Genomic DNA, 13,962 nt, shown 5'->3' with positions numbered 1-13,962 from the left:
ATCTGTCGATGCCTCAGACCAGCCGGCTCTGTTCGAGCGCTGCGCCCACGAAGCTCGCGAACAGCGGGTGCGGATCGAGCGGGCGGCTCTTGAGCTCCGGGTGATACTGCACGCCGATGAACCACGGATGGTCCTCGTATTCGATCGTTTCCGGCAGCAGACCGTCCGGCGACATGCCGGAAAATACCAGACCCGCTTCCTCGAGACGTTCCTTGAAGTCGATATTGACCTCGTAGCGGTGGCGATGCCGCTCGGAGACGTCGGTGGAATCGTAGATTTCCGCAATCCTCGTCCCGGCCTTCAGCGGATGCGGATAGGCACCCAGGCGCATCGTGCCACCGAGATCGCCGTTCGCCGCGCGCTTTTCGAGCTGATTGCCCTTGAGCCATTCGGTCATGATGCCGACGACCGCGGTGCCCTTGTTGCGGTCGAACTCGGAAGAGACCGCGTCCTCGATACCTGCGAGATTGCGCGCGGCGTCGAGAACGGCCATCTGCATGCCGTAGCAGATCCCGAAATACGGGACCTTGTGCTCGCGGGCGAAACGGGCAGCGGCGATCTTGCCTTCGGCGCCGCGCTCACCGAAACCGCCCGGCACCAGAATGCCGTGAACCTTCTCGAGATAGGGTGCGGGATCTTCCTGTTCGAAGACTTCCGATTCGATCCACTCGAGATTGACCTTCACCCGGTTGGCAATACCGCCGTGGTTCAGCGCCTCGATGAGCGATTTGTAGGCATCCTTGAGGCCCGTATACTTGCCGACGATGGCAATGGTCACTTCCCCTTCGGGGTTGTGGATACGGGCAGAGACCTCTTCCCAGGCGCTCATGCGCGGTGCGGGAGCAGGATCGATGCCGAATGCGGCCAGGACTTCCGTATCGAGGCCTTCGCGGTGATAGGCCGACGGCACATCGTAAATCGAACCAACGTCGAGTGCCTGAATCACCGCCGTCGAACGCACATTGCAGAACAGCGACAGCTTGCGGCGCTCTTCCGGCGGGATCGGGCGGTCGGCGCGCACCAGAAGGATATCCGGCGCGATACCGAGCGCCTGAAGTTCCTTCACCGAATGCTGCGTCGGCTTGGTCTTGAGTTCGCCGGCCGCAGCGATGAACGGCATCAGCGAGAGATGGACATAGACCGCATTGCCGCGCGGCAGGTCGTTGCCGAGCTGACGGATCGCCTCGACGAACGGCATCGCCTCGATGTCGCCCACCGTGCCGCCAATCTCGCAAAGCACGAAGTCGTAGTCCTCGTTGCCGTCGATCACGAAATCCTTGATCTCGTTGGTGACGTGCGGAATGACCTGGACGGTTGCGCCGAGATAGTCCCCGCGCCGTTCCTTGTCGATGATGTTCTTGTAGATGCGGCCCGTGGTGATGTTGTCCGCCTGAACCGCCGACCGTCCGGTAAAGCGCTCGTAGTGACCGATATCGAGATCGGTCTCGGCACCGTCATCGGTGACGAACACTTCGCCGTGCTGGGTCGGGCTCATGGTGCCCGGGTCCACGTTGAGATAGGGGTCGAGTTTCTTCAAACGCACGCTGTAGCCGCGTGCTTGCAGCAGGGCCCCGAGAGCCGCCGCTGCTATGCCTTTGCCAAGCGAGGAAACCACGCCGCCGGTGATGAATACATATCGCGCCATGGGATTGACCGGTTACTTCGGCTGAACTGATTCCGCCACCCCTAAAAATCCCCATGGGAGACTTTTTCGTGGATAGCGGCGGCCTGATCGCAATGGCGGACGGGCTGGCGCGATAAATCGCTCCCGCCTGTGGAAAACATCCGCTGCGACGCGGCCAAGAAAAAACCCCGGTGCGGATGGCCGAACCGGGGTCGGTGATGACAGGCGGCCTGTTACTGGCCGGTGGGGACGCTGCCGTCCTCTGCAGGCGCCGTGGCGCCCGGCACGTCGGTGCTGGCGCCGTCTGCGGCAGGCGCTTCGGCGGCAGGCGTTTCGGTTGCCGGAGCGTCGGCAGCCGGCGCGTCCGATGCGGGCGCTTCGGCGGCAGGCGCGGTGGTCGCAGCCGGAGCCGTGGTGGTGGTATCGCTGTCGGTGGGAACGCCGTTGGCGTCGGCGGCGGGCGCCGGAACGGCCGGTTCGGCTTCGCTCGAACCGCCGAGCTGGTCGAGAATGCCGTTGCCCTGCCCCTGCGTCTCGACCGGAATACGGTCGAGAATGTCGCTCGTGGTCGTGCCGTAACGGGCGAGCAGTCCGAGCGCCAGCGAGGTGATGAAGAACGCCGTCGCAAGAATCGCGGTGGTACGGGTGAGCGCGTTGGCTGCACCACGCGCCGACATGAAACCGGAGCCGCCTCCGATACCGAGGCCGCCGCCTTCGGAACGCTGGATCAGCACCACACCCACAAGGGCGAGCACGATCATGAGATGGATGACAATCAAAACGGTATGCATGGAATATTCCTGCTCGCGTAGCCGCCAGAATGGCAGCCGTTCGGAGAATTTGCGCGCTCTTTACACGAGGCTCGGCGGATTTCCAAGGGGTTCGAGCCCAATTGCCCTGCCCCGGAAGACCGCTTCACCTCAATGCTGCGTACGGTAGGCTTCACAGATGGCGAGGAAGTCGACCGCTTTCAAGCTCGCGCCGCCGACGAGCGCGCCGTCGACATTGGCGATCGCCATCAATTCGCTTGCGTTGCCCGGCTTGACGGAACCGCCGTAGAGAAGCCGCATCTTCTCGCCCTCCGCGCCGTAGCGATCGGCAAGCGTGCGGCGCATGAACGCGTGAGCTTCCTCGATGTCGGCCGGCGTCGGCGTGAGGCCGGTGCCGATGGCCCAGACGGGCTCATAGGCGATGACCACGGTCTCCGCGGTTGCGCCGCCGGGAACCGAGCCTTCCAGCTGACGGCCCAGAACCTCGAGCGTCCTGCCGGACTTGCGCTCTTCCTCTGTCTCTCCGATGCAGACGATCGCGGTCAGATCGGCGGAAATCGCGGCCTGTGCCTTGGCCTTCACCGTCGCGTCGTCCTCGCCGTGATCGGTGCGCCGCTCGGAATGACCGACAATCGCGAACTCGCCCAGGCAATCGGCAATCATCTGCGCCGAAACGTCGCCGGTATGGGCGCCGGACTGCGAGGTATGGCAATCCTGTGCCCCGACCAGCAAGGCCGTATCTTCCGCCAGCGCCGTCGCGACATAGAGAAGCGTCATCGGCGGGCACAGCAGAATGTCGATCTTTTCGGCGAGTTCGGCGTCGATGCTGTCGGCTATCGCCTTGATCTGATCGAGATCGGATCTCAATCCGTTCATCTTCCAGTTTCCCGCAACGAGCGGACGGATATCGGGCGTCATCAACATCTCCCTTGCCAGCAAATCTGTGCCGGGGATTAGCAGAGCCGTGTGACAATGCCAATGAGAGCGAGCGCAATCACCGGGACAGGAGGCTCAGATGCCCTTCAAAAGCCTTGCTCTTTGGTCTAAAGGGTCACCAGTATTCTCAATCGGGCCGCGCCTAGTGCCGGCCCCGGACATGCCGGAGCCATCATGCTTGACACCCTCAGAGACGCCTCCAAGGGCTGGGTCGCCAAACTGCTTCTCATTCTGCTCGTCGCCGCATTCGGCGTCTGGGGAATCAGCGGCTCGATGTTCACCGCCGCTAGCAATTCGGTGGTGACCGTCGGTGACACCACCGTGACGCCCAACGAGTACCGCCTCGCCTATGACCGGCAGATGGCGACCATCGGGCGCCAGCTCAACACCCGGCTGACCAGCGAGCAGGCGAAGGCATTCGGCGTGCCTCAGCGCACCTTCGGCGAGGTGATCGCCGGTGCCGCTCTCGACGAACAGGCCCGCCGCATGAATCTCGGCCTCTCCGACGACCGCCTTGCCAAGCTGGTAGCCGATGATCCGGCCTTCCACGATTTCAACGGCCGTTTCGACCGTGGCAACTTCACCCAGGTGCTCCGCTCCGTCGGCATGTCCGAAGCCGAATATATCGAAAGCCGCTCGAAGGTCGCCGTCCGCGCCCAGATCGTGGAAGCGGTCTCCGACGGCTTCAAGGCCCCCGACGCCATGATCGAAGCTCTGGCCGCCTATCAGTCAGAAACCCGTGACGTGAACTATATCCTGCTGACCCCGGAGGTCCTGGAGACGGGTGCCGAGCCCGACGATGCCGCGGTCGAAGCCTATTACCAGGCGCACAAGGCCGATTACGAAGCGCCGGAATATCGCAAGATCACCTATGTGACGTTGAAGCCGGAAGACATCGCTGATCCGGCTTCGGTCTCCGACGAGGTCGTCCGTCAGGATTACGAGGCCAACAAGGCCAGGTTCTCCACGCCCGAGCAGCGCGCGGTCGATCAACTCGTCTTTTCAGACCGCGCCGCAGCCGATGAAGCGTCCGCCAAACTCAAGTCCGGAACGAGCTTCGACGAGCTTGCGACCGAGTTGGGCCGCAACCCCAACGACATCGGCATCGGCTCCTTCACGAAGGAAGACGCACCGTCCGCCGCCATCGGCGAGGCTGTATTCGCCGTCGCGGATACAGGCGGCACCACGGAGGTCGTCAACGGCCCCTTCGGTCCGGTGATCCTGCGCGTCAGCAACATCACCGCCGGCGCCGAGAAGAGCTTCGAGGAGATGGAGCCTGAAATCCGCAAGGAGATCGCGCTCACGGAAGCCTATGACCAGGTGATGACCGTCCACGACAGTTTCGAGGATGCGCTCGCCGGCGGCACGCTTCTCTCCGAAGCAGCAACCCAGCAGAAACTTCCCATGCGCACCGTCGAAGCCGTCGACCGCGCGGGTCGCGATCCGTCCGGCAAGGTCATCAACGACATTCCGGAATCGCGTGACGTCCTGGAGGGTGCATTCGAAGCCGATGTGAACGTCGAACTCCCGCCCATCAATATCGGCTCCGACGGCTTCATCTGGTATCAGGTGGACGACGTCACCCCTTCTCGCCAGAAGCCGCTCGACGAAGTGCGCGACCAGGTCGTTGCCGACTGGAAGGCGGAGAAGGCCAACGAGGCACTCGGCGCCAAGGCGACCGAAGTCGCCGAGAAGGTCAAGAACGGCGAGAGCCTTGAAACCGTCGCCGCCGACCTCGGAATCGCTGTCGAGCAGAAATATTCGCTCAAGCGTGCCGACCAGGATCCGGTTTTCGGTGAAGCAGCCGTCGAGGCCGCTTTCGGAGGCCCCGAGGGCCATGCCGGCGTCGCGGCCGACGCGGGCGCTCAGAACCGCATCGTGTTCAAGGTGATGTCGGTCAATTCCGGCAGCGGCGCCGATGCGGTACAGGATCAGGACCGGCAGCAGATCTCGGCACGCGTGGCCGACGACCTGCTCGATCAGATGGTCACCGAACTGCGCGACACCTATGGTGTGAGCATCAACCAGACGCTCGCCGAGCGCGCAATCTCCTACTGATCCCGGCGACGGGATCCGCAGAGCGGCAAGGAACCGACGACCAATGGCTGAAATGAAACCCTTCATCGCCAAGGTAGCCGCAGGGGAAGCCCTGAACCGGGATGAGGCGACTGCTGCCTTCGACGTGATGATGTCCGGCGAGGCAACCCCTTCGCAGATCGGCGGTTTTCTCATGGCGCTGCGCGTGCGCGGCGAGACCGTTGAAGAGATCGCCGGCGCGGTTTCCACGATGCGCAGGAAGATGATCCGCGTCGAGGCTCCCGCCGGCGCTGTCGATATCGTCGGCACCGGCGGGGACGCCTCGGGCACCTATAATGTCTCGACCTGCACCGCATTCGTGGTTGCCGGTTGCGGCGTTCCGGTCGCCAAGCACGGCAACCGCGCGCTCTCGTCGAAATCCGGCGCAGCCGATTCGCTTATGGCGCTCGGCGTCGAGATCGAGCTGCCGCCCAAGGGGATCGCAACCTGCATTCGCGAGGCCGGCCTCGGCTTCATGTTCGCTCCGGCGCATCATTCCGCCATGCGCTTCGTCGGTCCGTCGCGGGTCGAGCTCGGCACCCGCACCATCTTCAACATCCTCGGCCCGCTCTCCAATCCGGCCGGCGTGACCCGTCAGCTCGTCGGGGTCTTCTCGCCGCAATGGCTGCGCCCGATTGCCGAGGTTCTGCGCGACATGGGGTCCGAGACGGTATGGGTCGTCCATGGCGACGGTCTCGACGAAATGACGACGACCGGCACCACCCAGATTGTCGCGCTCGAAAAGGGCGAGATCCGCGAATTCACGATCACTCCGGAAGAGTGCGGCCTCGGCCGTGTCGATCTCGCCGAACTCAAGGGTGGTGACGGCGTGTACAATGCCAAGGCGCTGCGCACCGTGCTCGAGGGCGAAAAGAACGCCTATCGCGAGATCGTGCTCCTGAACTCCGCCGCCTCGCTCATCATCGCCGGCAAGGCTGAAACCATGACCGAAGGCGTCGAGTTGGCCGCAAGATCCATCGACGGCGGCGCCGCACTCGCCACCCTCGAGAAGCTCGTGACCGTCTCGCAGGCGCAAGCACCGAAGAAGGAGGGCTGAGCCGTGGCCGATATTCTCGAGAAGATCGAAGCCTACAAGCGCGACGAGATCGCGGCGGCGAAATCCGCCCGCTCGCTCGATGATCTGAAAGCTGCCCGGGCTGACGTCGAAGCGCCGCGCGGCTTCATGACGGCGCTTGAAGCCAAGCGTGATGCCGGACTGACCGGTCTGATCGCCGAGATCAAGAAGGCAAGCCCGTCGAAGGGCCTGATCCGCGCCGATTTCGATCCGCCGAGCCTCGCGAAGGCTTATGAGGCCGGCGGCGCTGCCTGTCTCTCGGTGCTGACCGACGGCCCGTCCTTCCAGGGCGCGCCGGAGTTTCTCACTGCCGCCCGCAATGCGGTATCGCTGCCGGCGCTGCGCAAGGACTTCATGTTCGACACCTATCAGGTGCACGAGGCGCGCGCCTGGGGCGCGGACGCCATCCTGATCATCATGGCGTCACTGTCGGACGACGACGCCAGGCGCATCGAGGATGAAACATTCGAACTCGGCATGGACGCGCTGATCGAGGTGCATGACGAAGCGGAAATGGAACGTGCCCTCTCCCGCCTCGGCAGCCGCCTGATCGGCGTGAACAACAGAAACCTGCGCACCTTCGAGACTTCGCTCGAGGTCAGTGAGCGTCTCGCCCCGATGGTGCCCGGCAATGACGGCTATCTGCTCGTCGGCGAGAGCGGCGTCTTCACCGCGGGCGACTGCGCGCGGCTCGGCAAATGCGGCATCTCCACCTTCCTCGTCGGCGAAAGCCTGATGCGCCAGGACGACGTGACCGCGGCCACCCGCACGCTTCTCGGTCTCGACGAGGCCGGTCGTACGGCGGCGGAATAGATCATGACTACCGGCGGCGAGGACACGGCACGGCTCACCCATCTGGCCGAGGACGGCTCGGCCTCGATGGTCGATGTCGGCGACAAGGCCGACACCCGCCGCGAAGCGACCGCCGAAGGCCATGTGAGAATGAAGCCGGATACGCTCGCGCTGATCCTTGCGGGCGACATGAAGAAGGGCGACGTCATCGGCGCCGCCCGCATCGCCGGCATCATGGCGGCCAAGCAGACCGCCAATCTCATTCCGCTCTGCCATCCCCTGGCGCTCACCAAGGTCGAGGTCGACATCACCGCCGACGAGACCCTGCCCGGCCTGCGGGTGCGCGCGCTTGCGCGTCTGACCGGCAAGACCGGGGTGGAAATGGAAGCCCTGACCGCAGCCTCCATCGCATGCCTCACCATTTACGACATGGCCAAGGCGGTCGATCGCGGCATGGAAATCTCCGGCATCCGCGTCCTGGCCAAATCCGGCGGCAAGTCCGGCGACTGGACTGCCGCGACCCTCGACTGATCCTCGTCAAGGAAAGGAACCACGCCCATGGCCCTGATGCCCGTCGACGAAGCCCTTTCCCGCGTCACCGGCGACGCAAAGCCCGTCACCCGCACCGAAACGCTGACGCTTGGCGAGGCCGCAGGCCGCGTACTTGCTCGCGATCTGGTGGCGCTGCGCACCCAGCCGCCCTTCTCCGCGTCCGCCATGGACGGCTATGCCGTCCGCAGTGCCGATGTAACGGAGCCTGGCGCCGAGCTCGAACTGATCGGCGAATCCGCTGCCGGGCATGGTTTCGAAGGCACGCTCCGGACCGGCCAGACGGTGCGTATCTTCACCGGTGCCCCGCTGCCGGACGGCGCCGATTCGATCGTCATTCAGGAAGACACCGAGACGCTTGAAGGCGGTCGCGTGCGCATGGGGGTGAGTGCGGCGGAAGGCAAACATGTCCGCCTCGCCGGTGTCGATTTCACCAAGGGCCGCGCTGGTCTCGCCGCCGGCAGGTTCCTCGATCCCGGCGCGATCACGCTTGCCGCCGCCATGAATCACCCGAGGGTCGAGGTTCATGCAAGGCCGAAAGTCGCCATCCTCGCCACCGGGGACGAACTGAAACTGCCCGGCGAAGAACTCGGCCCCGGACAGATTATCGCCTCCAACACCTACGGCATCGCCGCCATGGTGCGCGCCGCAGGCGGTGAAGTGATCGATCTCGGCATAGCCCGGGACGACATGCAGGCGCTCGACGCAGCGCTTGATTCGGCCCTGACGCAAGGCGCCGACGTGCTGGTGACGGTCGGCGGCGCATCGGTCGGCGATCACGATCTGGTCCAGGACGCGCTCAGGAACCGCGGGATGAGCCTCGATTTCTGGAAGATCGCCATGCGCCCCGGCAAGCCGTTGATGTCCGGCAGGCTTGGCGACATGAAAGTGCTCGGTCTGCCCGGAAACCCCGCCTCGAGCCTTGTCTGCGGCTACCTGTTCCTCGAGCCGCTGGTCGCCCTTCTGGCCGGCCGTGCCGTCCCCCGCCGGCTCCGGAAAGCCTTTCTCGGCAATGCCTTGCCGGAAAATGGCGAAAGGCAGGACTATATGCGCGGCCGCCTCTCGCTGAACGCCGAGGGACAGATGATAGCCTCTTCCTTCCAGCTCCAGGACTCCTCCCTCATGAGCGTTTTCGCCGACGCCGACTGCCTGATCGTCCGCCCGCCCTTTGCGCCGGCGGCCCACACGGGTGACGAAACGGACGTGCTGGTTTTGAGCGCGTGATGTTCCTTAATCGTTTCTTCACCGCTTGCGGAACACAAAAGGAACATGTAATGATTGTTCCGGTTTTGTTTCAAAGATTCGGCAAGAGGTATCTCGGCCATGTTGACGCGCAAGCAGCAGGAACTTCTGCTTTTTATCCATGAACGCATGAAGGAGACGGGGATTCCGCCTTCCTTCGACGAGATGAAGGATGCGCTCGATCTTGCCTCCAAGTCCGGCATTCACCGTCTGATCACCGCACTCGAGGAACGCGGCTTCATCCGCCGTCTGCCCAACAGGGCGCGAGCGCTGGAAGTCATCAAGCTGCCTGACAGCTACCAGACCTCGTTGCAGCCGCGCCGCGGTTTCTCGCCGAGCGTCATCGAAGGCAGCCGCGGAAAGCCCGAGCCGGTTGCCATTGCAAAACCGTCGGCTGCGGCGAATGACGAAGGCCCGCAGACCGGCCATGTGCCCATGATGGGCCGGATTGCCGCCGGTGTGCCGATCTCCGCGATCCAGAACAATACCCATGATGTGGCAGTGCCCATCGAAATGCTTGGCGCTGGCGAACATTATGCGCTCGAGGTCAAGGGCGACTCGATGATCGAGGCCGGCATTTTCGACGGCGACACGGTGATCATTCGCAATGCCAATACCGCCAATCCGGGCGACATCGTCGTCGCGCTGGTGGACGAAGAGGAAGCCACGCTCAAGCGCTTCCGCCGCAAGGGCGCCTCGATCGCGCTTGAAGCAGCCAATCCGGAGTATGAGACCCGCATCTTCGGCCCGGATCGCGTGAAGGTGCAGGGCAAGCTGGTGGGCCTCATTCGCCGCTACCACTGAGGCTCGGCTCGGCCGGGCTTGAAATCGCTTCGCCGGCGGGCAGTCTGTCCGCCGGCTTTTTCACGCCTGCTCCGGCAGCCTCGCCGGTGACCAACACACCACGCTCCATGTCGCCGCGCGCGGTTATCGCGCGGGCCGCGGCTTCGTCCGGCAGCACAAAACCGTCTTCCCGCCAGTCATAATGGCGCTGCACGGTCCAGGGACGAACCCTGCCGCCGAGTGCCGTCTCGACCTCCATCCGGGCTCTGTCTTCAAAACGAATGGCGAGCGCACCGGTCTCCCGCAAGGTGCGGGCGGTGAAGAGTTTCGCACCTGACAGACAGGCCGGACTGCGAATGGCTGCCGCCAGAATGACGATATCGGCGAGATCGCACCCCGCCCCCATGTCGGCAGGTTCGCCGAGAGCCATGACGAGACGTCCCGCGACCGAGGACACGCAGCGGCTCCGCGAACTGCAGATGAAACGGTTGGGCGTTCGGGTCGCCTGACCGGCGAGTGCGCGCAGGGCCGCATGCGCATCTTCCGGCACCGCCACGGAGCCGAGCGGCTGAAGATGGCTCTCCCTGCGCCAGGCGCGCTGCCACTGTTCGAAGATGAATTCCGGCGGGCGGCCCGCATTCGTGGCAATTGCCGCAACGCCGACGATACCGACGAGCCGCCCGTCCTCGCTGACCACGAGATCCGGAGGCTCGGGGGCAAAGAGCGGCAATGTCAGCGCAACTCCCGCCAGGAGAGGCACGAGCCCCGCAAGCCGCAGGCGTGTGTGAAGCAGGCTCAGCAGAAGAAAGCCCGCCGTGGCCGAGACGAGCGCGGCAAAGCCGATCTGCCCCGTGGTCATGTTGCCTCCGAGACCTTCGACCAGCCGCGCGGCATCCATGACACATTCAAGCCCCTTGCCCATGATGACGAGCGGCCAGTGATCGAGCCCCAACGGCATGGCAAGCATCGCCACGAGCCCCGCCGGCATGACGACGAAGGAAACGAGCGGCATGGCGAGCAGATTGGCGAGCAAGCCGAAACCGGCGACGCGGTGGAAATGCCAGGCGGCAAACAGGCCCGTCGCCAGCCCCGCCACCAGCGACGTGACCGCAAGCCCCGCAAGCCCGCGCATGAGCGTGACGGCAAACCCGGGCAGCAGGCGCGCCGCGAGGCTTGCACGTTTATCGCCGCCGCGCCGGTAACGGCTCCAGGCGCCATAGGTGGCAATCAGCGCAATGGTGGCGGCAAACGACATCTGGAAGCCGGGGGAAACGACCGCCGAGGGCGAAACGAGCAGGATCACTATGGCGGCAAGCGCCACGTTGCGCAGCGTCAAGGCCGGACGGTCGACGATCACCGCCAGGAACATCACCGTCATCATCAGCCAGGCGCGCTGGGTGGCGACCCCTGCCCCGGATATCGCGAGATAGCTCGTGGCGATCAGGATCGCGGCAAGCGCTGCGGCCTTCTTCACCGGATAGCGCTCGACGAGCCGCGGCGACAGGGCTGCCAGCTTGCGCAGTCCGAGGAAGAAGGTCCCCGCCGCAAGCGCCATGTGCAGGCCGGAAATGGCGAGGATATGCGCAAGCCCGGTGGCGCGCAGCGTCTCGACGGTCGCCTCGCTGATGCCGCGCCTGTCCGACACCGTCAGCGCCGCGATCAGCGCGCCCGGATCACCGGGAACGGTCGAGCGGACGCGCTGCGAGATGCCCGCCCGGATGCCAACGACCCAGCCGGCCAGCCTCGCGAGAAGCGTTTCTTCGGCGGGCGCATCCGCATTTCCGGCTGAAACGACCGGCGCGCGGTAGAAGAAGCCGAAGGCTCCGATCTTCTGCGCGTAGGCGGCGCGGGCAAAATCGTATCCGCCCGGCCAGGCCGGTCCTGAAGGGGGCGACAACCTGCCGCGCCCGGTCACGAGGCTGCCCGTGTCGTAAGGCTGGTGGCTGCCGGAGACGGTCATCCGCACGCTGGTCGGCGCGCGCTTGAGTTCGGGATCTTCGGTCCGCAGGACCGCGAGCAGATAACGCACCCGTCCGCCCTCGTCGATCTCGCGGCCGAGCACCGTCCCCGTGACGGTCGTCGTGACCGGAGCGTCGAGCAGAACGGGGCCGTTCACCGTCTCGATCCGCCCTGCGATTATGCCGCCAACGAGGGCACTGAGAAGCAGGAGACACGGAAAGACCGAACTGCCGCTGTTTCGCGACCAGAGCGCTCCGGCCAGCAGGATGACGAACATGATCGCGAGGGGGATCGACGGTGGTTCGCGGGCAAGCGACTGGTAAATCGCCGCCCCGAGCGCCAGGGATACCGCAAAAAGAAGCAGCAGCACCCCATGCGGGCGCTCCCGCTCCCATAACACCTCGAGGGGCTCTTCGCCGGCAAGCCCGCGCGCCAGGGATCGGCCACCGGCGGGCCGCGCCGTACGCGACATCTCTCGGGAATACTGGTCGACGGGCAACAGCGGATATTCACGTTGCGCCCCGATGAGCACACCGTCAGCCACCCCGCTCTCCGCAGCCTGCGTATTGCCGCCATCGTCCATGCCGCACCGCCCGATATCAGCATAGACTTCAAAGCCGGAAAAATACAACCCAGAGCATCAGGAGCAGGCGTCAGACAACCCGCAACCCCCGATGCAACTTTCGGTCGGCTCAAAACTTCATGTGTAAGACTTTGCGCCGAAAGGTCTATGCCGCATCGCACAATTAGCGATCCGGATAGCTTGGCATCGCAATGGAAATCATATAGCTAACCGGTGACAGTTGACCAAGCGCGCCAGCTGCTCGCAGCGCAGGCGCGCTATCTTCAGGAGGACGCCATGGCCGACAATACCGCAAAACTGAACCTCGAAGGCAAGGACATCGACCTGCCTATCCGCGAGGGCACGATCGGGCCGGATGTCGTCGACATCGCCTCGCTCTACAAGCAGACCGGTGCGTTCACCTATGATCCGGGCTTCACCTCCACCGCGTCGTGCGAATCCAAGATCACCTATATCGATGGCGACGCCGGCATGCTGCTTCACCGCGGCTATCCGATCGACCAGCTCGCCGAACAGGGCGACTTCCTGGAAGTCTGCTACCTGCTTCTCTACGGCGAACTGCCGACCGCCACCCAGAAGTCCGACTTCGACTACCGCGTGACCCGCCATACGATGGTTCACGAGCAGATGAGCCGCTTCTTCACCGGCTTCCGCCGCGACGCCCACCCGATGGCCGTCATGTGCGGTTGCGTCGGCGCGCTCTCGGCCTTCTATCACGACTCCACCGACATCACCGATCCGCACCAGCGCATGGTCGCCTCCATGCGCATGATCGCCAAGATGCCTACGATCGCGGCCATGGCCTACAAATACCATATCGGCCAGCCCTTCGTTTATCCGAAGAACGATCTCGACTATGCGTCGAACTTCCTGCGCATGTGCTTTGCCGTGCCGTGCGAGGAATACGAGGTCAATCCGGTGCTCTCGCGCGCCATGGATCGCATCTTCATCCTTCATGCCGACCACGAGCAGAACGCCTCGACCTCGACCGTGCGCCTCGCCGGTTCGTCGGGCGCCAATCCGTTCGCCTGCATCGCGGCCGGCATTGCCTGCCTCTGGGGCCCGGCGCATGGCGGTGCCAACGAAGCCGCGCTCAACATGCTCTCCGAGATCGGTTCGGTCGACAAGATCCCGGAATTTGTGGCCCGGGCCAAGGACAAGAACGATCCGTTCCGCCTGATGGGCTTCGGTCACCGCGTCTACAAGAACTACGATCCCCGCGCCAAGATCATGCAGCGCACTACCCACGAGGTGCTCGGCGAACTCGGCATCAAGGACGATCCGCTTCTCGACGTGGCGATGGAACTCGAAAAGATCGCGCTGACCGACGAGTACTTCATCGAGAAGAAGCTCTACCCGAATATCGATTTCTATTCGGGCATCACGCTCAAGGCGCTGGGCTTCCCGACCACCATGTTCACCGTGCTCTTCGCCCTCGCCCGCACCGTCGGCTGGATCGCCCAGTGGAGCGAGATGATCGAGGATCCGAACCAGAAGATCGGCCGGCCACGTCAGCTCTACACCGGTTCGCCCAAGCGCGAATATGTGCCGATCAACAAGCGTTGATCCTGAC

General features: G+C 64.2%; 11 protein-coding genes. 7 read left to right on the top strand and 4 right to left on the bottom strand.

The features are described 5' to 3' along the window. Positions 1-13: 13 nt before the first annotated feature. From pyrG to tpiA, 3 genes are all read right to left on the bottom strand, one after another. The gene (pyrG, locus tag E2A64_RS13005; protein WP_133284896.1) at positions 14-1,645 is read right to left on the bottom strand and encodes a CTP synthase; all 1,632 of its coding nucleotides are present in this window, start codon (positions 1,643-1,645) and stop codon (positions 14-16) included. Between the two features lie 212 nt (positions 1,646-1,857). Next, positions 1,858-2,415, bottom strand: a complete 558-nt coding sequence (gene secG, locus E2A64_RS13000) for a preprotein translocase subunit SecG (RefSeq protein ID WP_133284895.1) — start codon at positions 2,413-2,415, stop codon at positions 1,858-1,860. A gap of 129 nt (positions 2,416-2,544) precedes the next feature. After that, positions 2,545-3,312 (bottom strand): triose-phosphate isomerase, encoded by a 768-nt coding sequence (gene tpiA, locus E2A64_RS12995; RefSeq protein ID WP_133284894.1) that lies wholly within the window; start codon positions 3,310-3,312, stop codon positions 2,545-2,547. A gap of 192 nt (positions 3,313-3,504) precedes the next feature. Between tpiA and E2A64_RS12990 the strand changes: the two genes are divergently transcribed. The 6 genes from E2A64_RS12990 to lexA all read left to right on the top strand — a co-directional run bounded on the left by E2A64_RS12990 (position 3,505) and on the right by lexA (position 9,868). Then, on the top strand, positions 3,505-5,388 hold the full coding sequence (locus tag E2A64_RS12990; RefSeq protein ID WP_133284893.1) for a SurA N-terminal domain-containing protein: 1,884 nt from the start codon (positions 3,505-3,507) through the stop codon (positions 5,386-5,388). Between the two features lie 43 nt (positions 5,389-5,431). Further along, positions 5,432-6,463: an anthranilate phosphoribosyltransferase gene (gene trpD, locus E2A64_RS12985; RefSeq protein WP_133284892.1), complete on the top strand. Its 1,032-nt coding sequence runs from the start codon at positions 5,432-5,434 to the stop codon at positions 6,461-6,463. 3 nt (positions 6,464-6,466) lie between these two features. Beyond that, entirely contained in the window at positions 6,467-7,294 is an 828-nt protein-coding gene (gene trpC / locus E2A64_RS12980) for an indole-3-glycerol phosphate synthase TrpC (RefSeq protein WP_133284891.1), read from the top strand. A 3-nt stretch (positions 7,295-7,297) separates the two neighbouring features. Then, complete coding sequence (moaC, locus tag E2A64_RS12975; RefSeq protein WP_133284890.1) at positions 7,298-7,804, top strand: cyclic pyranopterin monophosphate synthase MoaC; 507 nt, start codon at positions 7,298-7,300, stop codon at positions 7,802-7,804. A 27-nt stretch (positions 7,805-7,831) separates the two neighbouring features. Beyond that, positions 7,832-9,046: a molybdopterin molybdotransferase MoeA gene (locus E2A64_RS12970; RefSeq protein WP_133284889.1), complete on the top strand. Its 1,215-nt coding sequence runs from the start codon at positions 7,832-7,834 to the stop codon at positions 9,044-9,046. A 99-nt stretch (positions 9,047-9,145) separates the two neighbouring features. Then, positions 9,146-9,868: a transcriptional repressor LexA gene (gene lexA / locus E2A64_RS12965; protein WP_133284888.1), complete on the top strand. Its 723-nt coding sequence runs from the start codon at positions 9,146-9,148 to the stop codon at positions 9,866-9,868. Here lexA and E2A64_RS12960 read toward each other — a convergent pair. Beyond that, complete coding sequence (locus tag E2A64_RS12960; RefSeq protein ID WP_133284887.1) at positions 9,849-12,389, bottom strand: ComEC/Rec2 family competence protein; 2,541 nt, start codon at positions 12,387-12,389, stop codon at positions 9,849-9,851. The genes lexA and E2A64_RS12960 overlap by 20 nt on opposite strands. Positions 12,390-12,665: 276 nt before the next feature. On the opposite strand from E2A64_RS12960, the gene gltA reads away from it, so the two are divergent. Beyond that, on the top strand, positions 12,666-13,955 hold the full coding sequence (gene gltA / locus E2A64_RS12955) for a citrate synthase (RefSeq protein WP_133284886.1): 1,290 nt from the start codon (positions 12,666-12,668) through the stop codon (positions 13,953-13,955). Positions 13,956-13,962 lie beyond the last annotated feature (7 nt).

Origin of the sequence: Pseudohoeflea suaedae, from assembly GCF_004354915.1 — a bacterium.
In the GTDB taxonomy this organism is placed as follows: Bacteria; Pseudomonadota; Alphaproteobacteria; order Rhizobiales; family Rhizobiaceae; genus Pseudohoeflea; species Pseudohoeflea suaedae.
Note: the sequence above shows the minus strand (reverse complement) of the source record. Positions and strands in the feature narration are given on the sequence as shown.

What these genes read in the sequence shown, in the direction of transcription:
- pyrG (WP_133284896.1), bottom strand. Translation starts at nt 1,645, where the DNA reads ATGGCGCGATATGTATTCATCACCGGCGGCGTGGTTTCCTCGCTTGGC.
- E2A64_RS12990 (WP_133284893.1), top strand. Translation starts at nt 3,505, where the DNA reads ATGCTTGACACCCTCAGAGACGCCTCCAAGGGCTGGGTCGCCAAACTG.
- lexA (WP_133284888.1), top strand. Translation starts at nt 9,146, where the DNA reads ATGTTGACGCGCAAGCAGCAGGAACTTCTGCTTTTTATCCATGAACGC.
- gltA (WP_133284886.1), top strand. Translation starts at nt 12,666, where the DNA reads ATGGCCGACAATACCGCAAAACTGAACCTCGAAGGCAAGGACATCGAC.
- E2A64_RS12960 (WP_133284887.1), bottom strand. Translation starts at nt 12,389, where the DNA reads ATGGACGATGGCGGCAATACGCAGGCTGCGGAGAGCGGGGTGGCTGAC.
- trpD (WP_133284892.1), top strand. Translation starts at nt 5,432, where the DNA reads ATGGCTGAAATGAAACCCTTCATCGCCAAGGTAGCCGCAGGGGAAGCC.
- secG (WP_133284895.1), bottom strand. Translation starts at nt 2,415, where the DNA reads ATGCATACCGTTTTGATTGTCATCCATCTCATGATCGTGCTCGCCCTT.
- tpiA (WP_133284894.1), bottom strand. Translation starts at nt 3,312, where the DNA reads ATGACGCCCGATATCCGTCCGCTCGTTGCGGGAAACTGGAAGATGAAC.
- moaC (WP_133284890.1), top strand. Translation starts at nt 7,298, where the DNA reads ATGACTACCGGCGGCGAGGACACGGCACGGCTCACCCATCTGGCCGAG.
- E2A64_RS12970 (WP_133284889.1), top strand. Translation starts at nt 7,832, where the DNA reads ATGGCCCTGATGCCCGTCGACGAAGCCCTTTCCCGCGTCACCGGCGAC.